This is a genomic window from Rhodovulum strictum (assembly GCF_009649175.1).
GTDB lineage: Bacteria > Pseudomonadota > Alphaproteobacteria > Rhodobacterales > Rhodobacteraceae > Rhodovulum > Rhodovulum strictum.
The window spans coordinates 18,267-40,435 of the sequence record NZ_WJPO01000004.1 but is presented as its reverse complement, the minus strand read 5'-3'; the positions used below and the strand labels follow the sequence as shown (position 1 = coordinate 40,435).

The window sequence follows — 22,169 nt, the reverse complement described above, 5'->3', positions numbered from 1 at the left end:
GGCGCAGCCCCCGGCCCCGGTCGCCTCGCGCAAGCGAGGCGAAACCCGCAGGGCGGGTGCCGCTAGTCCGCCCCGTCCTTGTACCCCTTCAGCCGGGCCAGCGCGGCAAAGGGCCTGGTGTCCTCGTCCCGCATCGCCGCCACCCCCGGCGGGCCAAAGCTGGCCTCGCCGCTCTCGGCCCCCTCGGCACGCGGATAAAGCGGCAGCGCCAGTGCCAGCGCCTCCTCGATCACCGCGAGCAGTTCCAGCCGGTCAGGCAGGGGCTCCTCGTTGTCATCCTCGGGCATCTCGATCTCGCTGCCCGGGGCCGGCGCCGCCATCCCGGCGCGGTAGAGGCGCAGCAGATCGGTCTCGATCCGCGTCGTCACCGGGGCCAGGGTGACCACGCAGGGCTGGACCACGGTCGCGCCCAGTCGCCCCGACAGCCGCCAGTCGCGCCGCCCCTCGGGGGCCAGTTCGCCCTCGAAGCGCAGCTTTCTGAGCCCCAGCAGTCCCAGCCGCGCGGCCATTGCCTCCTGCGCTGCGGCATCGGGCAGCACGCTTAGCGGCAGGGCAGCACGGCCGGACAGCGCGGCAAGCCGGATCGTCATCGGGGTGGGCCCGGTATCGGTCATGGCGACGTTCCTTCCTTGAACCCGGGTGGCTCTCTGATGTAAGCGGATTAGGAGGCAAGAGCCCTTGTGACAAGAGGTTGGCATGGCAAGGCCCCGGGCAGGTTCCGCCAGACTGGCGCTCGTCGTCGTGCTATGCGCGTCGATTGCGGGCTGTTCCCCGATCATGCGCAAGAACGGCTACGCTCCGTCCGAAGAGGATCTGGCCGGGATCGTGGTGGGTGTGGATACCCGCGACAGCGTGGCCGAACTGGTCGGCACCCCCTCGGTCAATGGCGTGATGCGCGACGAGGCGTGGTATTACGTCGAGAATACTTGGAAGACGGTCGGCCCCCGCGCGCCCGAGAATGTCGACCGGCAGGTGGTGGCGATCTCGTTTGGCCCCAACGGCACCGTCGAGAATGTCGAGCGCTTCGGTCTGGAACAGGGCCGGGTGATTGCGCTCAATCGTCGCGTCACCGAGGCGAATGTCCAGGGCATCTCGTTCCTTGGCCAGCTGTTCCGCAACCTCGGCAATTTCCGCGCCGATGACGTTCTGGGGCCGCGCTAGGCCCCGGAGGGCGGGGCCGGTTCAGCCCCTTTCCTCGAAATCCAGCGCAACCCCGTTGATGCAGTAGCGCAACCCCGTGGGCGCCGGGCCGTCGGGAAAGACATGGCCCAGATGGGCGTCGCAGCGGGCGCAATGCACCTCGGTCCGGGTCATGAAGAAGCTGCGATCGGTGGTTTCGCCCACCGCATCCGCGTCTGCCGGCCGGGTGAAGCTGGGCCAACCGGTGCCGCTGTCGAACTTGTCTGCGGCATCGAACAGCACAGCATTGCAGCAGATGCAGCGGAAGCTGCCCGGCCGCTTGGGGAAATCGTCATGGGTAAAGGCGCGCTCGGTGCCATGCTTTCGCGTCACCTTGTAGGCCAGGTCGGACAATTGCGCCCGCCATTCCGCATCGGTTCTGGAGATCTTGTGGGTCATGCTGTCGCTTGTGCCCCGTCCTTCAAGTGTCATGATTTGTGTGCTAACGGCGTCGTGAACATATCTAGTCGGGCGCGCGCCGTCCGCCAGCCCGCGGGAGCGGTCAAGATGCTGTCACTTCGCAAGGGGCGCTATGGCGCCCGTCTCGCAGAGACACCGGCCGATATCGAGGCCGCGCAGCGTCTGCGCTACCTGACTTTCCGCGCCACGCCCGACGCGCCCGAGGGGCTGGATGCCGACGCCTTCGACGCGCTTTGCCGCCATGTGCTGGTCGAGGAGGCGCGCAGCGGCGAACTGGTCTGCTGTTTCCGGCTCATGCCGCTCAAGGGCGGGGCCGAGATCGGGCAAAGCTATTCGGCGCAGTATTACGAGTTGTCGGCGCTGGCCGAGTTTGACGGGCCGATGGTCGAGATGGGGCGCTTCTGCATCCATCCCGACTGGCGCGACCCGGACATCCTGCGCGTCGCATGGGGCGCGATGACGCGCTTTGTCGACGAGACCGGCGTCGAGATGCTGTTCGGCTGTTCCTCTTTCAAGGGCACCGAGGCTGCGGCGCATATGGATGCCTTCGCGCTGCTGACCGAGCGCCATCTTGCCCCCCCGCGCTGGCTGCCGCGGGTCAAGGCGCCCAATGTCTTCCGCTTTGCCCAGCGGCTGCGCCGCCGCAAGCCGGATGCCAAGCGCGCCATGCTGGCGATGCCGCCGCTTCTGCGCAGCTATCTGGTGATGGGCGGCTGGGTTTCAGACCATGCGGTGGTCGATCGCGACCTCAACACGCTGCATGTGTTCACCGGGCTCGAGATTCGCGCGATCCCGCCTGCGCGCAAGCGTCTGCTGCGCGCCACCGCGGGCTGAGGGGCAGGCGGGCCCGGCGCCGCCTTGGCCATGGACAGCCCCCGCGCGCGGCGATACATCGGATCGGAAATTCCGAGACCCCGAGGCGCGACCGACATGCCCAGCCTGAACGACATCCGTTCGACCTTTCTGAGCTATTTCGAGAAGAACGGCCACGAGGTGGTCGACAGCTCGCCCCTTGTGCCGCGCAACGACCCCACGCTGATGTTCACCAATTCCGGCATGGTGCAGTTCAAGAACCTGTTCACCGGGGTCGAGAAGCGCGACTACACCCGCGCCACCACCTCGCAGAAATGCGTGCGCGCGGGCGGCAAGCACAACGATCTGGACAATGTCGGCTATACCGCGCGGCATCATACCTTCTTCGAGATGCTTGGGAATTTCAGCTTCGGCGACTATTTCAAGGAAAACGCGATCCCCTTTGCCTGGGAGCTGCTGACCCGCGATTTCGACATCCCCAGGGATCGTCTGCTGGTCACCGTCTATCACACCGATGACGAGGCCGCCGCGATCTGGAAGAAGGTCGCGGGCCTGCCCGACGAGCGGATCATCCGCATCCCCACGAACGACAATTTCTGGATGATGGGCCCCACCGGCCCCTGCGGCCCCTGTACGGAAATCTTCTTCGATCATGGCCCGTCGATCTGGGGCGGCCCGCCCGGCAGCAAGGACGAGGATGGCGACCGGTTCATCGAGATCTGGAACCTGGTCTTCATGCAGTACGAACAGTTCGAGGATGGCAGCCGCCGCGAACTGGCCGCGCAATCGATCGACACCGGCATGGGGCTGGAACGGATCGGCGCGCTGTTGCAGGGCAAGCACGACAATTACGACACCGACCTGATGCGCGCGCTGATCGAGGCATCGGCGCATGCGACATCGTCCGAGCCGGACGGGCCGGGAAATGTCCATCACCGGGTGATCGCGGACCATCTGCGCTCCACCTCCTTCCTGATCGCGGACGGGGTGACGCCCGGCAATGACGGGCGCGGCTATGTGCTGCGCCGGATCATGCGCCGCGCGATGCGGCACGCGCATCTGCTGGGCGCGCAGGATCCGGTGATGCATCGGCTGGTGGGCGCGCTGGTGACCCAGATGGGCGCGGCCTATCCCGAACTGCGCCGCGCGCAGGCGCTGATCGAGGAGACGCTGAAGCTTGAGGAAACCCGCTTCAAGCAGACGCTTGATCGCGGCCTTCGCCTGCTGGACGACGAACTGGCCCGGCTGCCAGAGGGCGCGGCGCTGCCCGGCGAAGCGGCCTTCCGGCTTTACGACACCTATGGCTTCCCGCTCGACCTGACGCAGGACGCGCTGCGCGAGATGGGGCGCGGGGTCGATGTGGCGGGCTTCGACGCCGCCATGGCCGAGCAGAAGGCCAAGGCGCGCGCAAGCTGGGCCGGCTCGGGCGAGGCGAAGGAGGCGACCATCTGGTTCGAGATCGCCGAGCGCGTGGCCGCCACCGAATTCCTGGGCTACGAAACCGAAGTGGCCGAAGGCCAGGTGATGGCGCTGGTCGTGGACGGGGCCGAGGTGGCGGCGCTGCCCGAAGGCACGACCGGCTGGATGGTGGTCAATCAGACCCCGTTCTATGCCGAATCCGGCGGGCAGGTGGGCGATAGCGGCACCTGGCTGAAACCCGATGCCTCTGGCGTGATCCACGACACCCAGAAGATGCCCGGCGGGCTGTTCGCCCACAAGGTCACGCCCGCCAGGGGGGGGCTGTCGGTCGGCGATCCGCTTGAGTTGCGCGTCGATCACGCCCGCCGCGGCGCGATCCGCGCCAACCACTCGGCCACGCACCTGCTGCACGAGGCGCTGCGCCAGACCCTGGGCGAGCATGTCGCGCAAAAGGGCTCGCTGAACGCGCCCGACCGGCTGCGCTTCGATTTCTCGCATTCCAAGGCCATGAGCCGCGAGGAACTGGCCGCGGTCGAGAGCGAGGTCAACGCCTTCATCCGCCAGAATTCGCCGGTCGAAACCCGCATCATGACGCCGGACGACGCCCGCGCCATCGGCGCGCAGGCGCTGTTCGGCGAGAAATACGGCGACGAGGTGCGCGTGGTCTCGATGGGCCGCGCGCCGACCGGCAAGGGGCAGGACGGCAACACCTGGTCGCTGGAGCTGTGCGGCGGCACCCATGTCCGGCGCACCGGCGATATCGGGCTTTGCGTGGTGCTGGGCGACAGCGCATCCTCGGCCGGTGTGCGCCGGATCGAGGCGCTTACCGGGCAGGGTGCGCTCGAGCATCTGATCGCGCAGCAGAACCGCCTGGCGGACGTGGCCGAGATCCTGCGCGCCCAGCCCGCAGAGGTGGCGGCGCGCGTGCGTGCGCTGGTCGACGAGCGCCGCGCGCTGGAAAACGAGGTGGCCAGCCTGCGCCGCGAACTGGCGCTGGCCGGTCCCGGCGCCGCACCCCAAGCGCGTCAGGTGGGCGGCGTGCCCTTCCTTGCGCAGGTGCTGTCGGGCGTCTCGGGCAAGGATCTGCCGCCGCTCATCGACGAGCACAAGGCCCGGCTCGGAACCGGCGCCATCCTTCTGATCGCCGAGGCCGAGGGCAAGGCGGCGGTCGCCGCGGGCGTGACCGACGATCTGACCGCCCGCGTCTCGGCCGTCGATCTGGTCAAGGCGGCGGTTGCCGAACTGGGCGGCAAGGGCGGCGGCGGGCGGCCCGACATGGCCCAGGGCGGCGCGCGCGACATCGCCAATGCCGAGGCCGCGATCCGCGCCGCCGAAACCCTGCTGGAGGGCTGAGCGATGGGTGCGCTCTGGATCGCCCATGTCACCGTCACCGACCCGGTGGCCTATGGCCGCTATGCCGAACTGGCCGGACCCGCCATCGCCGCCCATGGCGGCACCTTCATCGCGCGGGGCGGTCGGTTCGTGCAGCTCGAAGGCCGCGAACGCCCGCGCAATGTCGTGGCGCGCTTCCCCAGCCTCGAGGCGGCGGTCGCCTGCTACAACAGCCCCGAATACCAGGCCGCGCTGGACCATGCCCGCGGCGCCTCGGAGCGGGAATTGATGGTGGTCGAAACCACCGATTGACGCGCGCGCCGGAAAGGGAAACGCCGCATCCCGGGGACGGGGCGCGGCGCTTGGTCTTCTTCTTGGTCCAAATACCCACGCGCCGCAGGCGCCCGGCCCCGCAAGGGGCCGGCCCTCAGCCCGCCGCGCGGGACTGGCGCTTGCGCTCGTGCGGATCGAGGAAGCGCTTGCGCAGACGGATCGCGCCGGGGGTCACCTCCACCAGCTCGTCATCGTCGATATAGGCGATGGCTTCTTCCAGGCTCATCCGCACGGGCGGCGTCAGGATCACCGCGTCATCCTTGCCCGCGGCGCGGATATTGGTCAGCTTCTTGCCCTTGAGCGGGTTCACTTCCAGGTCGTTGTCGCGCGAGTGCTCGCCGATGATCATGCCCTGATAGACCGGCTCCTGCGCCCCGATGAACAGCCGCCCGCGTTCCTCGAGGTTGAACAGCGCATAGGCCACCGCCGTGCCCGCCTCCATCGAGATCAGAACGCCCGCACGCCGCCCCGGGATTGTTCCCTTCCAGGGCGCCCAGGCGTGGAACACCCGGTTCAGGACGCCGGTGCCGCGGGTGTCGGTCAGGAACTCGCCGTGATAGCCGATCAGCCCGCGCGAGGGCACATGCGCCACGATCCGCGTCTTGCCGACGCCCGCGGGGCGCATCTCGACCATTTCGCCGCGGCGGGGGCCGGTCAGCTTCTCGATCACGACGCCGGAATAGTCTTCGTCCACATCGACCGTGACCTCCTCGACCGGCTCCAGCCGCTGGCCGTTCTCCTCGCGGGTCAGCACCTGCGGGCGTGAGATCGACAGCTCGAACCCCTCGCGGCGCATGTTCTCGATCAGGACGCCCATCTGCAATTCGCCGCGGCCTGCCACCTCGAAGGCCTCGCCGCCCGGCGTGTCGGTCACCTTGATCGCGACATTCGATTCGGCCTCTTTCATCAGCCGTTCGCGAATCACCCGCGATTGCACCTTCTTGCCGTCGCGCCCCGCGAGCGGGCTGTCATTGATGCCAAAGGTGACGGAGATCGTCGGCGGGTCGATGGGCTGGGCGGGCAGGGGTTCGGTCACGGCGGTCGCGCAGAGCGTGTCGGCGACGGTAGCCTTAGACATGCCCGCCAGCGTCACGATATCGCCCGCCTCGCCCATGTCGATGGCGGTCTGCGACAGCCCGCGGAAGGCCAGTACCTTCGAGACGCGGAAGCGTTCCAGTTCCTCGCCGCTGCGCGACAGCGCCTTGACCGTGTCGCCCGCACGCACCCGGCCCGATTCGATCCGGCCGGTCAGGATGCGGCCGATGAAGGGATCGGCCGAGAGCGTGGTGGCCAGCATGCGGAACGGCTCGTCCACATGGGCAAGCTGTTTCGGCGCGGGCACATGGTCGAGGATCAGGTCGAACAGCGCATGCAGATCCTTGCGCGGCCCGTCCAGACTGTGATCGGCCCAGCCCGACCGACCCGAGGCATACATATGCGGGAAATCAAGCTGTTCCTCGTTGGCGCCGAGATTCGCGAACAGGTCGAACACCTCGTCCAGCGCGCGGTCGGGCTCGGCCTCGGGCTTGTCGACCTTGTTCAGCACCACGATGGGACGCAGCCCCAGCGCCAGCGCCTTGGAGGTGACGAACTTGGTCTGCGGCATCGGCCCTTCGGCGGCATCGACCAGCAGCACGACGCCATCGACCATCGACAGGATCCGCTCGACCTCGCCGCCGAAATCGGCGTGGCCGGGGGTGTCGACGATGTTCACCCGATGCCCGTCCCAGTCGACCGAGGTCGCCTTGGCGAGAATGGTGATGCCGCGTTCGCGTTCGATATCGTTCGAATCCATCGCGCGTTCGGCCACCGCCTGATTCTCGCGGAAGGAACCGGATTGCTTCAAGAGCTGGTCCACAAGCGTCGTCTTGCCGTGGTCCACATGCGCGATGATCGCGATGTTGCGAATGTCCATGGGTCTGGCCTCTGGGGGATTTGCGCTGCGGATAGTGGCTTTTGCCCCAAAAGGCCAGCACCAATGCTAGTGCGCCGCGCTTTTCGAGAACAGGTGGATCTCCAGGATGCCCGCAAGGATCAGCGCCATGCCCAGAACCGCGGGCAGGTCGATGCGCTGGCCGAAGACCCGCCAGCCGATCAGCGCGATCAGCACGATCCCCAGCCCCGACCAGACCGCATAGGCGATGCCGACGGGAATTGTCTTGAGCGCGTGCGAGAGCAGGTAGAAGGACAGCGCATAGCCCAGCACGACGATGACCGAGGGCAGAAGCCGGGTGAATTGCTGGCTGGCCTGCAAGGCCGAGGTCGCGAGCGTCTCGGTCAGGATGGCCACGAGAAGGAAAAGATAGGATTTCGGCACTGGTCGCCTTCCGGTCCTGAAAATTACATGATCGGGCAAGACAGTCGCGCGGCGGCCCGGGTTGGGCAAGCAAAAGCGGAAACCACAGGAGGGCCGGATGAGCCTGACGACGCACAGGGTGGTCTTTACCGGGCAGACCGGCGCCTATTTCGGCATCTGGATCGTGAACCTGTTGCTGACGATCCTGACCATCGGCATCTATTCGGCCTGGGCCAAGGTGCGCACCCAGCGCTATTTCAAGCAGAACCTGTCGATCGACGGGCGGTCCTTCGACTATCACGCGACGGGGCTGCAAATCCTGATCGGGCGGATCATCGTGGTCGTGGCGCTTGCCGCGTTCTCGCTGCTCTCGGCGATCCCGGTCATGGCGGTGCTGCTGCCGGTCGGGCTGATCTTTCTGGTGCCCTGGCTTCTGAACCGCAGCCTGGCCTTCAACGCGCGGATGACCAGCTTTTCGGGGCTACGCTTCGGGTTCGAGGGCAGCTATTGGCGGGCGTTCCGGGTCTATCTGCTCTATCCCTTCCTTGCGATCTTCACGCTGTATCTGGCCTTTCCCTTCGTTGCCCGCGCGGTGCGGTCGCATGTGGTGAACGGCCACCGCTTCGGCACCGCGCGCTTTCGCTTCGAAAGCGGGATCGGCCCGTTCTACCGGGCGTTCCTGCTGGCGGGGCTCTGGGCCGTGGGGGTGGGGCTTGTCGCGGTCGCGCTTCTGGTGGCGCTGATCGGGCCGATTGATCCCGCCGCGCTCAGGGGGGCAGGGCCCGACCCGCGTCAGGTTCTGCTGTCGCTTGTGCCGCTGGCGGTTCTGGTGGTCGCGGTCCTGCCGGCGGGCTTCATCTATCAGGCATTTATCCGCAACGCGGTCTTTGCCGGAACGGTGCTGGAGGGCGGTCATGCCTTCGTCTCGGACATCGCGCCGCTGCGGCTGGTCTGGATCGGGATTTCGAACGCGCTGGCGGTGGTCGTCTCGCTGGGGCTGCTGCTGCCCTGGGCGCGCATCCGCATGGCCGCCTATCAGGCCGCGCACAGCCATGTCATCGTGAACGGCGATCTTGACGGCTTTACCGCCGCCGAGGCTGCCAGGGTCGGCGCGCTGGGGCAGGCCTATACCGATCTCGAGGGGATAGATGTCGGGCTTCCCGTCTGACGGCCTGCCGGGCGAGGGCTATGGCCCCGAGACCTCGCGCCGCTACCGCGCGCGCCTGGTCGTCGAGGGCGGGCTTGCCCGGCTGATCGACGAGACCGGCACGGTACTGGCCGAAGGTCCGGCGCGGCACGCGGCACGGATCGCGGGCGGGCCGTCGCGGGCGGTGCTGCAAGGCGGCTGGGTGTTCGAGACACGGGACCATGACGCGCTGGAGGCCGCCCTTGGCCCTGCGCGCGGCGACTGGCTCAGGCGGGCCGAGACGTGGCATCCGCGGCTTGCCGCGGTGGTGGCGGGCTGCCTGATCGGGGTCTGGCTGATCTGGCGCTACGGGCTCGACCTGCTGGTGGCGGCTGCCATCGCGCTGACGCCGCCGACGCTTGTTGCAGCGATCGACCGGGGCAATCTGGCCGCCATCGACCGGGTTCTGGCCAAGGAAACCGCGCTGCCGGAGGTGCAGCAGGCCGAGATTGCCGCGCTCGCCTCGGCCGCGCCGCCCCCGCCCCATGGTCCCTATCGGCTGATGCTGCGCGACATGCCGATGATCGGACCAAACGCCTTTGCGCTGCCGGGCGGAACGGTGGTGCTGACCGACCAGTTCGCCCAGACCTTCCCCGATCCGGACGTGATCGCCGCCGTGCTCGGCCACGAGATCGCCCATGTCAGCGCCCGGCACGGCCTGCGCCAGCTCTACCGCTCGCTGTCGGTCTATGTGCTGGTCGCGCTGATCGCGGGCGATGTGGGGCCGGTGCTGGAGAATGTCCTGCTTGAGGGTAACCTGTTGCTGTCTCTGGCCTATTCGCGCGCCCATGAACACGAGGCCGATGCGCTGGGGATAGAGATCGCGGCGCGGGCGGGCTTTGATCCTGCGGCGCTGATCCGGTTCTTCGAGGAGCTTGACCGCATCACCGGCGCGCAGGGTCCGGCCTGGCGGTCGACCCATCCGCTTTCGGCGGACCGGGCGCGGGCCGTGCGGGACTTGCTGGGCCAAGGCGGGTAAGGGGGGCGCTGCCCCCCGTCCTTGCGGACTCCCCCCGGGATATTTGAGGCCAGAAGAAGGACAGGCTCAACGCGCGATGTAGCGGTCGCGGCGGTGGTTCGTCGCGATGATGAGGTTCAGGATCGCCGCGCCGATCAGCGACCAGAGCACCGTCATCGGTGCGATCACCGCGAAGGCCAGCGCGAAGACCGCGGCATCGAAGCCAAGCTGCACCCAGCCCGCCCTTATGCCGCGGCTGTCCTGAAGCCAGAGCGCCAGGATGCCGACACCGCCGAGGCTCGCGCCATGACGAAAGAGCGCCAGCAGCCCCGCGCCCGCGGTGATGCCTGCGAGAAGCGCGGCGAGGGCCGGGTGGGCGGTCTCGACGCGCAGGAGAGAGGGCATCGTTTCGGTGAAGACCGACAGCAGCGCCACCGCGGCAAAACTCTTGAGCGCAAAGGCGCGGCCCATCCGGCGCAGCGCCAGGATGTAGAAGGGCAGGTTCAGCGCGAAGAAGACCGCGCCGAAGGGCCAGCCAGAGGCATAGGCGGCAACGAGCGAGAGCCCGGCGATCTGGCCGGTGACGAGCCCCGCGCCCTGAAGCAGCTGCACCGACAGCGCGACAAGCAGCGTGCCGACGACCAGCCCCTGGGCATCGTCAAGCAGGCTGTGGCGTGGCGCGGTCCGATCCGTCATGGGATGCGGGATGGCGCGTGGCTTGCGCCTTGTCCAGTGGCATGTCGACAGGGGCCTTCGCCCCCGAGCGGGGCCAGAGGCTGCGCGCCAGCGCCTGCCCCCTGCGGCAGGTCAGGACAGGGCGGGCGAAGGGGCCATAGCCATCCGCGGGCAGGTGGCGGGCCAGCGCGGCGCGCTGGGCGGGCGGCAGCAGGCGCAGCGCCATCCGGCCGGGATAGAAGCTTTCGACGGCCAAACCCTCGGCGGTCAGGATCTCGTGGCGCGCGAGCAGCAGGTGGACATAGCCGATCGCCCGCTTGCCGCGCATCACCCGCACCCCTTCGAGCGCCAGAAGCGCCCGGGCGGGAACGAGGATTTCGGGCATGCCGCAGCGGCGCGCCACCTCTGGCCCGGCCAGCAGCACGCGATGTTGCGGCGAAAGCACCAGATTGCGCGCGGGCAGGCCGCCGCCCAGCGCACCGGCGGCAATCCGGATCGGGCGGGCGGGATCGTCCGGCCCGCTCAGCACCCTGTCGGTGCGCCCGGCCCAGAGCACCGGGCGGGCGCCGTGATCGGCCGTCAGCACCATGTCACCCGGCCGCAATGCGCCTGCGAGCCGGGGGCCGCCGGGCGTGGCGATCTGCACCGCCTCGTCAAAGCAGACAACGCCGGAATAAAGCACCGCGCTTGCCTGTCCGTCGCTGCTGTCGGCCGCGAGCCCGTCGCTGCCCTTGGTGGGGGTGAAGGTCGAGCCGGCCGGGATGACGGGATAGGCGGCCTGCGGAGCGAAGCCCACATTCTCGCCATTGATCCGCACCACCCAGACCCGGACGCCGCCTGCGTCGGTCAGTGCGAACTCGTTCTCGATGATCGATCCGGCGGCAAAGGTCTTGCCGTTGAGGGTGACGTCATGCCTCAGCGTTGCGGGCGCGCCGGTCTCGACATAGCCATCCTCGAAATACGCGTCGTCATCGTCGATGAAGACCTTGGTCGGACTGCCGCCCGTATAGCTATAGGTCTTTCCGGTCCAGCCTGGCGCGAAGGGGTTGTAGTGAGGGGTGCCGGGCACGTTGGCATGGGTGGCGTAGAGCAGGTGCTGGCCGGACAGCGATGCGGGTACCGCAACCTGCGACCAGTCGTAGATCTGGATCATCGGCATCGGGCGCAATCCCTGGGCAGAGCGGTTGCGCCGATCCTGCGCGAACATGTCTAACGATGGGTTGACCGCGACGCGGGCCCGCGCATGAAAAGGGCCCCGCGGCGGGGGCCCTTTCTGTCGTGGTCCTGGGCAGGCTCAGCCCGCCAGCGCCCTGTTCAGGTTCTCGTCGACCTTTTCCAGGAAACCCATGGTGGTCAGCCATTTCTGGTCCGGCCCGACCAGAAGCGCCAGATCCTTGGTCATGAAGCCCGCTTCGACGGTTTCGACCACGACGCGTTCCAGCGTCTCGGCGAAATGGGCAAGCGGTTCGTTGCCGTCCAGCTTGGCGCGATGCTTGAGCCCGCCGGTCCAGGCATAGATCGAGGCGACCGAGTTGGTCGAGGTTTCCTCGCCGCGCTGGTGCTGGCGGTAGTGGCGGGTGACGGTGCCATGCGCGGCCTCGGCCTCGACGATCCTGCCATCGGGCGTCATCAGCGCGCTGGTCATCAGCCCGAGGCTGCCGAAGCCCTGAGCCACGGTGTCGGACTGCACATCGCCGTCATAGTTCTTGCAGGCCCAGACGAAGCCGCCGTTCCACTTCATCGCGCAGGCGACCATGTCATCGATCAGCCGGTGTTCGTAGGTGATGCCCTTGGCCTTGAACAGGTCGGCGAATTCCTCGTCGAACACCTTCTGGAACAGGAGCATGAACTGGCCGTCATACTGTTTCAGGATGGTGTTCTTGGTCGACAGGTAGAGCGGCCAGCCCATCGACAGCGCATAGTTCATCGAGGCCCGCGCGAAGTCGATGATCGACTGGTCGAGATTGTACATCCCCATGTAGATGCCCGAGGAGGGTGCCTTGAACACCTCCTCCTCGATCACCGTGCCGTCATCGCCGACGAATTTCAGGCTCAGCGTGCCGGGGCCGGGGAACTTGATGTCGGTGGCGCGGTACTGGTCGCCGAATGCGTGGCGGCCGATCACGATGGGCTGGGTCCAGCCCGGCACCAGGCGGGGCACGTTGCGGCAGATGATCGGGGCGCGGAAGACGACGCCGCCAAGGATGTTGCGGATCGTGCCGTTGGGCGATTTCCACATCTTCTTTAGGCCGAATTCCTCGACGCGCGCCTCGTCGGGGGTGATCGTGGCGCATTTCACGCCGACGCCGACCTCCTTGATCTTCTCGGCGGCGTCGATGGTGATCTGGTCGTCGGTCCGGTCGCGTTCCTCGATGCCGAGATCGTAATAGAGCAGGTCGACATCGAGATAGGGCAGGATCAGCTTCTTCTTGATGAAGTCCCAGATGATCCGGGTCATCTCGTCGCCGTCGAGTTCGACGACCGGGTTGTCGACTTTGATCTTCGTCATGGGCCCCTCGTTCTGGATTGCGGGAATCGCGCCTGAGCAGGGTCATAACCGATTTCACCGTCTCAGGCCAGAGCGGTATGCGCTCGTATACCATGGTGGACCCAAGCCGCGCGGGCAGGGGGATCTGTGGTCCGGGGGGCAATCCGGCAGACCCGGCGCCCGGCGGCGCGTCCGGGCGACGAATGCCTGCACAAAAGGCGGGCAGGGGCGCGCAGGAAGCGGATCGGCCGCGGGAAAATCGTCCTTTGCGCGTCCTTGTTCATCCTTTGGCAAGCATCCCGGCGCATCGCTTTGGGCGTGACACGCGCGACCTTCTCCGATGCCGCCCTGCTGGGGCTGACGCTGATGCTGGCGCTCGCCACGGTGCCGGTGACGCTGGTCATGGCGGGACCGGCGGCGGCGGGCCGGCCGGCGCTGGTGATCGCTCCGCCCGGGGGGGCGGCGGCGGCAATCGCGGCGGCGGGGGGCCACGAGATCGGCCCGCGCATCGCCCCGATCGCGCGCTTCGCGGTGCTTGACCGGCCGGCGCAGGCGCGTGCCGCCGGGGCCTGGGTGGTGCTGGACGCGGCGGCGCTGTTGACGCTTTGCGGCTTTGATGGAGAGATTCCATGAACGATTTTGACGAACTGACCGCCGAGCGCGGCGCCTGCAAGCTGGCCGAACGGGCGCTGATCGGCATGGTGCCGCTGCCGGTGGCGGCGGCCTGGCTGGTCGGTAATCCGATCCTGCCCTTGCTGGTGATGGCGGTGCTGTTCGCCGGGGCCGGGATCATCGCGCGCCGGACCGGCAGCGCCAGGCGGCGCGAGGTGATCGCGGTCGGGCTGATCGGGCTGTCGGCGCTGTTCACGGCCGCGCTTGCCGGGCATGGCTGGCAGATCGATTCGCACATGATGTTCTTTGCGGTGCTTGCCATCATATCGACCATGCGCAGCGTGCCCGCGCTGATCCTGGCCTGTGCGGTGACGGCGGTGCATCACCTGTCGCTCAGCTTCGTGATGCCCGCGCTGGTCTATCCCTCGGCCGATCTGGTAGCCAATCTGGGGCGCACCGCGCTGCATGGCGGCATCGTGGTGATCGAGGGTGCGATCCTGACCATCTCGATGCTCCAGGCCCAGCGCCAGCGTGCGGCCCTGATCGAGGAACGGCACGAATCACAGGCCCTGGCACAAGAGGCGCAGACCGCGCGCCGCGATGCCGAGCGCGCGGGCGCCGATACCGAGACGGTGGTCGAAACCCTAAGCGAGGCACTGGCGCGGATGGCGGCGGGCGATCTGCGCTGCACCATCGCCACGCCCCTGCCTGCGGCACATGAAGCACTGCGAGAGGATTTCAACACCGCGGTCGCGATGCTGTCCGAAAGCCTGGGTGGTGCGGCGGCGGCGGCGGCCGACGTTCACCACGGCGCCTCGGCCATCGCCGCCGCTGCGGGCAATGTCTCGGCCCGGGTCGAAAGCCAGGCCCATGACGTGACCGAGGTTGCCCGCGCGCTGAAGATCCTGGCCACCTCGCTGGCCGAGACGGCGGACGGGGTGCAGGAGGTCAGCGACGGCGCGGCAACCGCCTCGCGCAGCGCGGCCGACGCGGCGGCGATCGTGCGCGATGCCATCGGTGCGATGGCGCTGATCGAGAAAAGCTCGGCCGAGATCTCGTCCATCATCCAGCTGATCGACGACATCTCGTTCCAGACCAACCTGCTGGCGCTGAATGCGGGCGTCGAGGCGGCGCGGGCGGGCGAGGCGGGCAAGGGCTTTGCCGTGGTCGCCTCGGAGGTGCGGGCACTGGCCCAGAGCACCGGCAATGCCGCGCGCGACATCAAGACGCTGATCCAGACATCGGCCGACCATGTCGCCAGCGGTGCCGGGCTGGTGGCGCGGGCGGGCGGTGCGCTGGACGGGATCGGCGCCGAGATCGACCAGGCCAGCCTGCGCGTGACCGCGATCACCCGCTCTGCGCGCGCGCAGTCGGATGCGCTGTCCGAGATGAACGGCGCGGTATCCCGGATCGACGAAAGCCTTCAGACCAATGCGGCGCTGGCCGAGGAAATGTCGGCGATGGGCGCGCGCATGGCGCGAGGCGCGGGCGAACTGGACGATGCGCTTGCGGGATTCGTGCTGCAGGATATGGCGGGCCGCAAGGTGACCCTGGCGATGCGCAGCGTCGCCTGACTGCGCGAGGATTGCGCGCCGGCTAGTCCTGCCCTGCGCGGTCGGGCGCCGGCTCGGGCGGGGGCAGGGCGCGGGTGCCGCGCTTGCGTTCCATCACCGCGCGGCCGCGGCCAAGGGCGCGCCGGATCCGCACCGCGGTCATGAAGGCTTCCTGGGTGGTGGGCGAGGATTCGCCGATCGCCTTGGACATCTCGTCGATCAGCCGCTCGTCATCCAGTTCTTCGGCCAGTTCCAGCGCCTCGCGGGCCAGCGCATCGGCGAGATCGTCGAGAATCGCCACGCCGTTGCCTCCGTCAGCGGGTGCCCTCGGTCAGGCGGCGCCGGACATAGGCGCTGACATGATCGATCATCGTGTCCATATGCGGATCCTGGAAGAAGTGATCCGCCCCCTCGATCTCGTCATGGGTGATGGTGATGCCCTTCTGCTCGTGCAGCTTGTCCACCAGCGAACGGGTATCGGCGGGCGGCGCGACGCGGTCGGCCGAGCCATGGATCACCAGCCCCGAGGACGGGCAGGGGGCGAGGAACGAGAAATCGTACATGTTCGCGGGCGGGCTGACCGAGACGAAGCCCGTGATCTCGGGCCGCCGCATCAGCAGCTGCATGCCGATCCACGCCCCGAAGGAAAAGCCCGCGACCCAGCAATGCTTGGCATTCTGGTTCATGGATTGCAGGTAATCCAGCGCGGCCGCGGCATCCGACAGCTCGCCGATGCCCTGATCATACTCGCCCTGGCTGCGCCCCACGCCGCGGAAATTGAACCGCAGCACGGTGAAGCCCAGCCGGTGAAAGGCATAATGCAGGTTGTAGACCACGCGGTTGTTCATCGTGCCGCCGAATTGCGGATGCGGGTGCAGCACGATGGCGATGGGGGCGTCCCTGTCCTTCTGCGGATGGTAGCGGCCTTCGAGACGGCCTTCGGGGCCGGGAAAGATCACCTCGGGCATGCGGTTCTTCTCATTCGCGGGAGCCCGCCATTTCTTGACGCGAAAGGCCGGGCTACATAAGGACAGGATCACCCGGCGGGCGCGGGCCCGGGGTGCATTCCGAGGTAATGGCCCGCCCGCGCTGCGTCAACCGTCTGCGGGAGGGCGTCGATGAAACTGAGCACGAAGGGCCGCTATGCCATGGTCGCGCTGGTCGATCTGGCTCTGACGCCTGCCGACGGGCTGGTGTCGCTGGCCGAGATATCGAAGCGGCAGGACATCTCTCTGCCCTATCTGGAGCAATTGTTCGTCAAGCTGCGCCGCGCGGGGCTTGTGGACTCGGTGCGCGGCCCGGGCGGCGGCTACCGGCTGGCGCGGCCGGCCTCCGAGATCCGGGTGGTCGATGTGCTGGCGGCGGTCGACGAGACGGTGAGCGCGATGCACAAGGGCGCGGGCGCGTCGGGCGGGATGTCGGGCTCGCGCGCGCAATCGCTGACCAACCGTTTGTGGGAGGGGCTGTCGGCGCATGTCTATGTGTTCCTGCACCAGACGCGGCTGTCGGATGTGACCGCCAACGATCTGGCGCCCTGTCCGGCCGTGCCGGCGCTGTTCGAGGTGGTGGACGACGACTAGGGGGCGCTGCCCCCGTCCGCTGACGCGGACTCCCCCGGGATATTTGAGGCCAGAAGAAGGAAGGGCATGGGCGGGCGCGTCTATCTGGACTGGAACGCGACGGCGCCGCTGAGGCCCGAGGCGCGCGCGGCCATGGTCGCGGCGATGGATCTGGTGGGCAATCCGTCCAGCGTGCATGCCGAGGGGCGCGCGGCCCGCGCGCTGGTCGAGAAGGCGCGCGCGCAGGTTGCCGCGGCCCTGGGGGCAGAGGGGGCCGAGATCGTCTTTACCTCGGGCGCGAGCGAGGCCGCCGCGCTGGCCTGCGCGGGGCGGGGGCTGGTGGCGGGCGATATCGAGCATGATTCGGTCGCGGCCTGGGTCGATCCCTGCCTGCCGGTGGACCGGAAAGGGCAGGTCAGCGTGGCCGATCCCGCGCGCAGCGCGCTGCAACTGGCCAATTCCGAGACCGGCGTGATCCAGGACCTGCCGCCGGGCATCGCGGTCTGCGACATGACGCAGGCCTTCGGCAAGCTGCCGGTGGCGTTCAACTGGCTGGGCTGCGACATGGCGCTGGTGTCGGCCCACAAGATCGGGGGCCCCAAGGGGGTGGGCGCGCTGGTGCTGCGGCGCGGGATCGCGCTTGAGGCGCGAATCCGCGGTGGCGGGCAGGAGCTGGGCCGGAGGGCGGGAACCGAGAATGTTGTGGGCATCGCGGGCTTCGGAGCGGCTGCGGAAGCGGCATCGCGGGAACTTTCTGCTGGAAAATGGCTCGAAATCGAGCATCTTAGAAATATTCTAGAAAACACCATTGAGGCTGGCGCAAACGAGACTATTTTTGTCGGGAAAGCTGCGCCACGCTTGCCAAACACCTCGTGCTTCGCCACTCCGGGCTGGAAGGGCGAGACGCAGGTGATGCAGATGGACCTTGCCGGGTTCGCGATTTCCGCGGGCTCGGCCTGTTCCTCGGGCAAGCTGCGCGCAAGCCGCGTGCTGCGGGCGATGGGCCTGGGCGAGGCGGCGGCCTCTGCGGTGCGGGTCTCGCTGGGGCCGGGGCTGCGGGAAGAGGATGTGATGCGGTTCGCCGAGGCCTGGCTTGCGGCGGCGGCGAGGATCAGGGCCCGGGCGGGCTGAAACGGGTTTGACCGGTGCCCCGATGGGCCCGGCAGGAGAGGCGGAAGGATCACATGGCTGCTTTGGACAATGCCGATCACGAAGGCGTCACGGAGATCCGCGAGACGGTCGAAACCGTCCAGTCGATGGCGGGCAAGTACAAGTATGGCTGGGAAACCGAGATCGAGATGGAATACGCCCCGATGGGCCTTTCCGAAGAGATCGTGCGGCTGATCTCGGCCAAGAACGAAGAACCCGAATGGATGACCGAGTGGCGGTTGGCCGCGTTCCGGCGCTGGCAGCAACTGGAAGAGCCCGACTGGGCGATGGTCGATTATCCCGAGATCGACTTCCAGAAACAGTATTACTATGCCCGGCCCAAGAGCATGGCCGAAAAGCCGAAATCGCTGGACGAGGTCGATCCGAAGCTACTGGAAACCTACAAGAAGCTCGGCATCCCGCTGAAGGAGCAGATGATCCTTGCCGGCGTCGAGGGCGCCGAGGATGCGCCTGCCGAGGGGCGCAAGGTGGCCGTGGATGCTGTGTTCGATTCCGTCAGCGTGGGCACCACCTTCCAGAAGGAGCTTGAGCAGGCGGGCGTGATCTTCTGCCCGATCTCGGAGGCGATCCGCACTCACCCGGAGCTGGTGAAGAAATACCTGGGCTCGGTCGTGCCGCAGAGCGACAATTTCTATGCCACTCTGAACTCGGCGGTCTTTTCGGACGGCTCCTTCGTCTATGTGCCGCCCGGTGTGCGCTGCCCGATGGAGCTGTCGACCTATTTCCGCATCAATGCCGAGAATACCGGCCAGTTCGAGCGCACGCTGATCATCGCCGACAAGGGCGCCTATGTGTCCTATCTGGAAGGTTGCACCGCGCCCAAGCGCGACACCGCGCAGCTTCATGCCGCGGTGGTCGAGATCGTGGTGCTGGACGATGCCGAGGTGAAGTATTCCACCGTCCAGAACTGGTATCCGGGCGACGAGCATGGCAAGGGCGGCATCTACAATTTCGTCACCAAGCGCGCCGATTGCCGCGGCGCGCGGTCCAAGGTGATGTGGACGCAGGTCGAGACCGGCTCGGCGGTGACGTGGAAATACCCCTCCTGCATCCTGCGGGGCGATGACAGCCAGGGCGAGTTCTACTCGATCGCCATCACCAACAACTGGCAGCAGGCCGATACCGGCACCAAGATGGTGCATCTGGGCAAGAACACCCGCTCGCGCATCGTGTCCAAGGGGATCAGCGCGGGCCATGCGCAGAACACCTATCGCGGGCTCGTGTCGATGCATCCCAAGGCCAAGAATTCGCGCAACTATACCCAGTGCGACAGCCTGCTGATCGGCGACAAGTGCGGCGCGCATACGGTGCCCTATATCGAGGTGCGCAACAATTCGTCCCGCGTGGAACATGAGGCGACGACCTCCAAGGTGGATGACGACCAGCTTTTCTATTGCCGCGCGCGCGGCATCGACGAGGAGGCCGCGGTGGCGCTTGTCGTCAACGGCTTCTGCAAGGAGGTGCTGCAAGCCCTGCCGATGGAATTCGCGATGGAGGCGCAAAGCCTCGTGGCGATCAGCCTTGAGGGTTCGGTGGGGTGATGGCGCAGGCGGAGAGCGTCGGGGCAGGCATTTCGGAGACGCGCGGCAATGTGGCCATATCTTGCGCCGATCGGCCTTCTGGCGGTGTCGAACGTGTTCATGACCTTCGCCTGGTACGGCCATCTCAAGTTCAAGGCGGCGCCGCTGGCCGTGGTGGTGCTGGTCAGCTGGGGCATCGCGTTCTTCGAGTACTGGCTGGCGGTGCCGGCGAACCGGCTGGGCCATCAGGTCTATTCCGCCGCGCAACTCAAGACCATTCAGGAGGTGCTGACGCTGACGGTCTTCGTCGGCTTTTCGGTGCTCTATCTGCGCGAGGCCATCGGCTGGCAGGTCATCCTGGGGTTCACGCTGATCGCGGCGGGCGCGGCGCTGGTCTTCTTTGCGCCGGGGGCGCGGACAGACGAGGTGCCGCTGCCCGAGCCGATCGGCCTGATAGACGCGATTGATGCGCCTGCGCCCGACCGCGCGGCAAGCGCCGCGGCGCAGGATGCAACAGGAACGGAAGGACGGGGATGACCGTCGGGACCGACAACATTCCGGGGATGCCCGTGCCGGGGATCGTCGAAACCCTTGGGTGAAGGAAAAGAAAGATGCTGGAAATCAATAACCTGCGCGCCTCTCTTGAAGAAGAGGGCAAGGAGATCCTCAAGGGTCTGACCCTGACCGTAGAGGCGGGCAAGGTGCATGCGATCATGGGGCCGAACGGGTCGGGCAAGTCGACCCTGTCCTATGTTCTGGCAGGCCGCGACGGCTATGAGGTGACCGACGGAAGCGCGACGCTTCTGGGCCAGGACATCCTGGGGATGGAGCCCGAGGAACGCGCGGCTGCGGGCCTTTTTCTTGCCTTCCAGTACCCGGTGGAAATTCCGGGCGTGGGCAACATGACCTTCCTGCGCACCGCGGTAAATGCCCAACGCAAGGCCCGCGGCGAGCCCGAGATGGATGCTGCGACCTTTCTGAAAGAGGTGCGCGCCCGCGCCAGGGATCTGAAGATCGACGCCGAGATGCTGAAGCGTCCCGTCAACATGGGCTTTTCCGGCGGCGAGAAGAAGCGCAACGAGATCCTTCAGATGGCGATGCTGGAGCCGAAGATCTGCATCCTCGACGAGACCGATTCGGGGCTGGATGTGGATGCGCTGAAGCTGGTCTCGGACGGCGTGAACGCGATGCGCAGCCCTGACCGGGCGTTTCTTGTCATCACCCATTACCAGCGCCTGCTGGATCATATCGTGCCCGACGTGGTGCATATCATGGTCGATGGCCGGATCATCAAGACCGGCGGGCCGGAACTGGCGCTGGAAGTCGAGAAGAACGGTTATGCCGACCTGATCGGGGAGGCGGCGTGATGGGGCTGCCGCAGGCGAAACTGACCGCGACCGAGGCGCGGCTTGCCGCGCTCGCGATGCCCGAGGCGCCGGGCTGGACCCGGCTTGGCCGGCTTGGCGCCCGCGCGCGGCTAGAGGCGATGGGCCTGCCGGGGCGGCGCGACGAATACTGGCGTTTCACCAATCCCGCCGATCTCGTGACGCCTGCGCCGGTGCCCGCCGCGGTGTTCGAGCCGAGCGAAAACCCGGTCTTTCACGCCATGGACCGGCTGCGGCTGGTCTTTGTCGATGGCGTGTTTGACGCCGCTGCCTCGGACGATCCCGCACTGGCAGGCGTCGAGATCACCCGTCTGGCCGAGGCGCAGGCGCTGGACATCCACTGGGCGGCCGAGCTTTACGGCACGCTCGAGGCGCGCGGGCAGGAACCCGTGGAACGTCCGATGGCGGCGCTGAACACGGCCTTTGCGACCGATGGCGTCCTGATCCGCGCGACGGGCCGGGCCGAGAAGCCAGTGAACCTGATTTACCTTCATAAATCTGATACTTCAGACGCGATCCTGCATCACGTCATCAGGATCGAGCCGGGCGCCGATCTGACCGTTCTGGAAAACGGCCCGGCGGCTGCGCGGTTCAACAAGGTGATGGAGGTCGACATCGCCGATGGCGGCGCCTTCCATCATGTCCGGGTGCAGGGGCGCGACCATGAACGCCGCGCGGTGACCCATGTCTTTGCCCGGCTGGGCCAGGAAAGCACGTTCAAGTCCTTTACCATGACGGCGAACGGGGCGCTGACGCGCAACGAATGCGTGATCGAGCTGACCGGCGACGAGGGCGTGGCGCATGTGGCGGGGGCCTGTCTGGGCGACGGGTCGGATTTCCACCATGACGACACGATCTTCATCACCCATGACGCCGAGCGTTGCGAAAGCCGCCAAGTCTTCAAGAAGGTGCTCAAGAACGGCGCGACGGGGGTATTCCAGGGCAAGATCCTTGTCCAGCCCGGCGCGCAGAAGACCGATGGCTACCAGATCTCGCAATCGCTTCTGCTGGACGAGGACAGCCAGTTCCTGGCCAAGCCCGAGTTGGAAATCTATGCCGATGACGTGGCCTGTTCGCATGGCTCGACCAGCGGGGCGATCGACGAGAGGGCGCTGTTCTACCTGCGCTCGCGCGGTGTGCCGCGGGCCGAGGCGGTGGACCTGATGGTATTGTCCTTCATCGCCGAGGCGGTCGAGGAGATCGAATCGGACGTGATCCGCGACGAGATCGTCGAGCGGCTTGCCCAATGGCTGGCCCGTCACCGGAGGTAG

At 67.3% G+C, this 22,169-nt stretch carries 22 protein-coding genes and 1 pseudogene; 14 read left to right on the top strand and 9 right to left on the bottom strand.

What is annotated here, in order from left to right:
* Window positions 1-62: 62 nt before the first annotated feature.
* Window positions 63-614, bottom strand: a complete 552-nt coding sequence (locus tag GH815_RS04185) for a YceD family protein (RefSeq protein ID WP_246176308.1) — start codon at window positions 612-614, stop codon at window positions 63-65.
* A 163-nt stretch (window positions 615-777) separates the two neighbouring features.
* Between GH815_RS04185 and GH815_RS04180 the strand changes: the two genes are divergently transcribed.
* Window positions 778-1,161 carry an outer membrane protein assembly factor BamE gene (locus GH815_RS04180; RefSeq protein ID WP_343030656.1) on the top strand — a complete coding sequence of 128 codons (384 nt, stop codon included), beginning with the start codon at window positions 778-780 and terminating at the stop codon, window positions 1,159-1,161.
* 21 nt (window positions 1,162-1,182) lie between these two features.
* Here GH815_RS04180 and msrB read toward each other — a convergent pair whose 3' ends face one another.
* Complete coding sequence (gene msrB / locus GH815_RS04175; protein WP_153747499.1) at window positions 1,183-1,578, bottom strand: peptide-methionine (R)-S-oxide reductase MsrB; 396 nt, start codon at window positions 1,576-1,578, stop codon at window positions 1,183-1,185.
* A 108-nt stretch (window positions 1,579-1,686) separates the two neighbouring features.
* On the opposite strand from msrB, the gene GH815_RS04170 reads away from it, so the two are divergent.
* The 3 genes from GH815_RS04170 to GH815_RS04160 all read left to right on the top strand — a co-directional run bounded on the left by GH815_RS04170 (window position 1,687) and on the right by GH815_RS04160 (window position 5,475).
* Window positions 1,687-2,433: a GNAT family N-acetyltransferase gene (locus GH815_RS04170; RefSeq protein ID WP_153747498.1), complete on the top strand. Its 747-nt coding sequence runs from the start codon at window positions 1,687-1,689 to the stop codon at window positions 2,431-2,433.
* Between the two features lie 96 nt (window positions 2,434-2,529).
* Window positions 2,530-5,184, top strand: a complete 2,655-nt coding sequence (alaS, locus tag GH815_RS04165; RefSeq protein WP_153747497.1) for an alanine--tRNA ligase — start codon at window positions 2,530-2,532, stop codon at window positions 5,182-5,184.
* A gap of 3 nt (window positions 5,185-5,187) precedes the next feature.
* Window positions 5,188-5,475, top strand: coding sequence for a DUF1330 domain-containing protein (locus GH815_RS04160; RefSeq protein ID WP_153747496.1), 288 nt, complete (start codon window positions 5,188-5,190; stop codon window positions 5,473-5,475).
* Between the two features lie 115 nt (window positions 5,476-5,590).
* Here the strand turns inward: GH815_RS04160 and typA are convergent, their stop codons facing one another.
* Window positions 5,591-7,411 (bottom strand): translational GTPase TypA, encoded by a 1,821-nt coding sequence (typA, locus tag GH815_RS04155; RefSeq protein ID WP_153747495.1) that lies wholly within the window; start codon window positions 7,409-7,411, stop codon window positions 5,591-5,593.
* A gap of 66 nt (window positions 7,412-7,477) precedes the next feature.
* Complete coding sequence (locus GH815_RS04150; protein WP_343030655.1) at window positions 7,478-7,813, bottom strand: DMT family transporter; 336 nt, start codon at window positions 7,811-7,813, stop codon at window positions 7,478-7,480.
* A gap of 97 nt (window positions 7,814-7,910) precedes the next feature.
* On the opposite strand from GH815_RS04150, the gene GH815_RS04145 reads away from it, so the two are divergent.
* Together GH815_RS04145 and GH815_RS04140 are read left to right on the top strand one after the other, a co-directional pair.
* Window positions 7,911-8,960 (top strand): YjgN family protein, encoded by a 1,050-nt coding sequence (locus GH815_RS04145; RefSeq protein ID WP_153747493.1) that lies wholly within the window; start codon window positions 7,911-7,913, stop codon window positions 8,958-8,960.
* Window positions 8,941-9,957, top strand: a complete 1,017-nt coding sequence (locus GH815_RS04140; RefSeq protein WP_153747492.1) for a M48 family metallopeptidase — start codon at window positions 8,941-8,943, stop codon at window positions 9,955-9,957. Before GH815_RS04145 ends, GH815_RS04140 begins: the two co-directional genes overlap by 20 nt.
* A 66-nt stretch (window positions 9,958-10,023) precedes the next feature.
* On the opposite strand, the gene GH815_RS04135 is transcribed toward GH815_RS04140, so the two are convergent.
* The 3 genes from GH815_RS04135 to GH815_RS04125 form a co-directional block, all read right to left on the bottom strand.
* The gene (locus tag GH815_RS04135) at window positions 10,024-10,632 is read right to left on the bottom strand and encodes a YitT family protein (protein WP_153747491.1); all 609 of its coding nucleotides are present in this window, start codon (window positions 10,630-10,632) and stop codon (window positions 10,024-10,026) included.
* Entirely contained in the window at window positions 10,595-11,770 is a 1,176-nt protein-coding gene (locus GH815_RS04130) for a Hint domain-containing protein (RefSeq protein ID WP_170290290.1), read from the bottom strand. Before GH815_RS04130 ends, GH815_RS04135 begins: the two co-directional genes overlap by 38 nt.
* Window positions 11,771-11,905: 135 nt before the next feature.
* Window positions 11,906-13,120, bottom strand: coding sequence for an NADP-dependent isocitrate dehydrogenase (locus tag GH815_RS04125; RefSeq protein ID WP_153747489.1), 1,215 nt, complete (start codon window positions 13,118-13,120; stop codon window positions 11,906-11,908).
* A gap of 297 nt (window positions 13,121-13,417) precedes the next feature.
* Here GH815_RS04125 and GH815_RS04120 point away from each other — a divergent pair, with 297 nt between their 5' ends.
* Together GH815_RS04120 and GH815_RS04115 are read left to right on the top strand one after the other, a co-directional pair.
* The gene (locus tag GH815_RS04120) at window positions 13,418-13,732 is read left to right on the top strand and encodes a hypothetical protein (RefSeq protein ID WP_343030654.1); all 315 of its coding nucleotides are present in this window, start codon (window positions 13,418-13,420) and stop codon (window positions 13,730-13,732) included.
* A complete protein-coding gene (locus tag GH815_RS04115) occupies window positions 13,729-15,285 on the top strand; it encodes a methyl-accepting chemotaxis protein (RefSeq protein WP_153747488.1) in 1,557 nt (518 codons plus the stop codon). Before GH815_RS04120 ends, GH815_RS04115 begins: the two co-directional genes overlap by 4 nt.
* A 22-nt stretch (window positions 15,286-15,307) precedes the next feature.
* Here the strand turns inward: GH815_RS04115 and GH815_RS04110 are convergent, their stop codons facing one another.
* Together GH815_RS04110 and GH815_RS04105 are read right to left on the bottom strand one after the other, a co-directional pair.
* A complete protein-coding gene (locus GH815_RS04110) occupies window positions 15,308-15,565 on the bottom strand; it encodes a hypothetical protein (RefSeq protein ID WP_153747487.1) in 258 nt (85 codons plus the stop codon).
* Window positions 15,566-15,578: 13 nt separating this feature from the next.
* Window positions 15,579-16,232 carry an alpha/beta hydrolase gene (locus GH815_RS04105; RefSeq protein ID WP_153747486.1) on the bottom strand — a complete coding sequence of 218 codons (654 nt, stop codon included), beginning with the start codon at window positions 16,230-16,232 and terminating at the stop codon, window positions 15,579-15,581.
* 150 nt (window positions 16,233-16,382) lie between these two features.
* Here GH815_RS04105 and GH815_RS04100 point away from each other — a divergent pair, with 150 nt between their 5' ends.
* The 6 genes and pseudogenes from GH815_RS04100 to GH815_RS04075 all read left to right on the top strand — a co-directional run bounded on the left by GH815_RS04100 (window position 16,383) and on the right by GH815_RS04075 (window position 22,169).
* Window positions 16,383-16,844, top strand: a complete 462-nt coding sequence (locus tag GH815_RS04100) for a Fe-S cluster assembly transcriptional regulator IscR (RefSeq protein WP_153747485.1) — start codon at window positions 16,383-16,385, stop codon at window positions 16,842-16,844.
* A 66-nt stretch (window positions 16,845-16,910) separates the two neighbouring features.
* Window positions 16,911-17,954 carry a cysteine desulfurase family protein gene (locus GH815_RS04095; protein ID WP_153747484.1) on the top strand — a complete coding sequence of 348 codons (1,044 nt, stop codon included), beginning with the start codon at window positions 16,911-16,913 and terminating at the stop codon, window positions 17,952-17,954.
* A 53-nt stretch (window positions 17,955-18,007) separates the two neighbouring features.
* Window positions 18,008-19,534: a Fe-S cluster assembly protein SufB gene (gene sufB, locus GH815_RS04090; protein WP_153747483.1), complete on the top strand. Its 1,527-nt coding sequence runs from the start codon at window positions 18,008-18,010 to the stop codon at window positions 19,532-19,534.
* 48 nt (window positions 19,535-19,582) lie between these two features.
* Window positions 19,583-19,912 (top strand): annotated as a pseudogene (locus GH815_RS19130) (DMT family protein); the annotation flags it as partial.
* A gap of 212 nt (window positions 19,913-20,124) precedes the next feature.
* Window positions 20,125-20,880 carry a Fe-S cluster assembly ATPase SufC gene (sufC, locus tag GH815_RS04080; protein ID WP_153747481.1) on the top strand — a complete coding sequence of 252 codons (756 nt, stop codon included), beginning with the start codon at window positions 20,125-20,127 and terminating at the stop codon, window positions 20,878-20,880.
* Window positions 20,880-22,169 (top strand): SufB/SufD family protein, encoded by a 1,290-nt coding sequence (locus tag GH815_RS04075; protein WP_153747480.1) that lies wholly within the window; start codon window positions 20,880-20,882, stop codon window positions 22,167-22,169. The genes sufC and GH815_RS04075 overlap by 1 nt, the downstream gene beginning before the upstream one ends.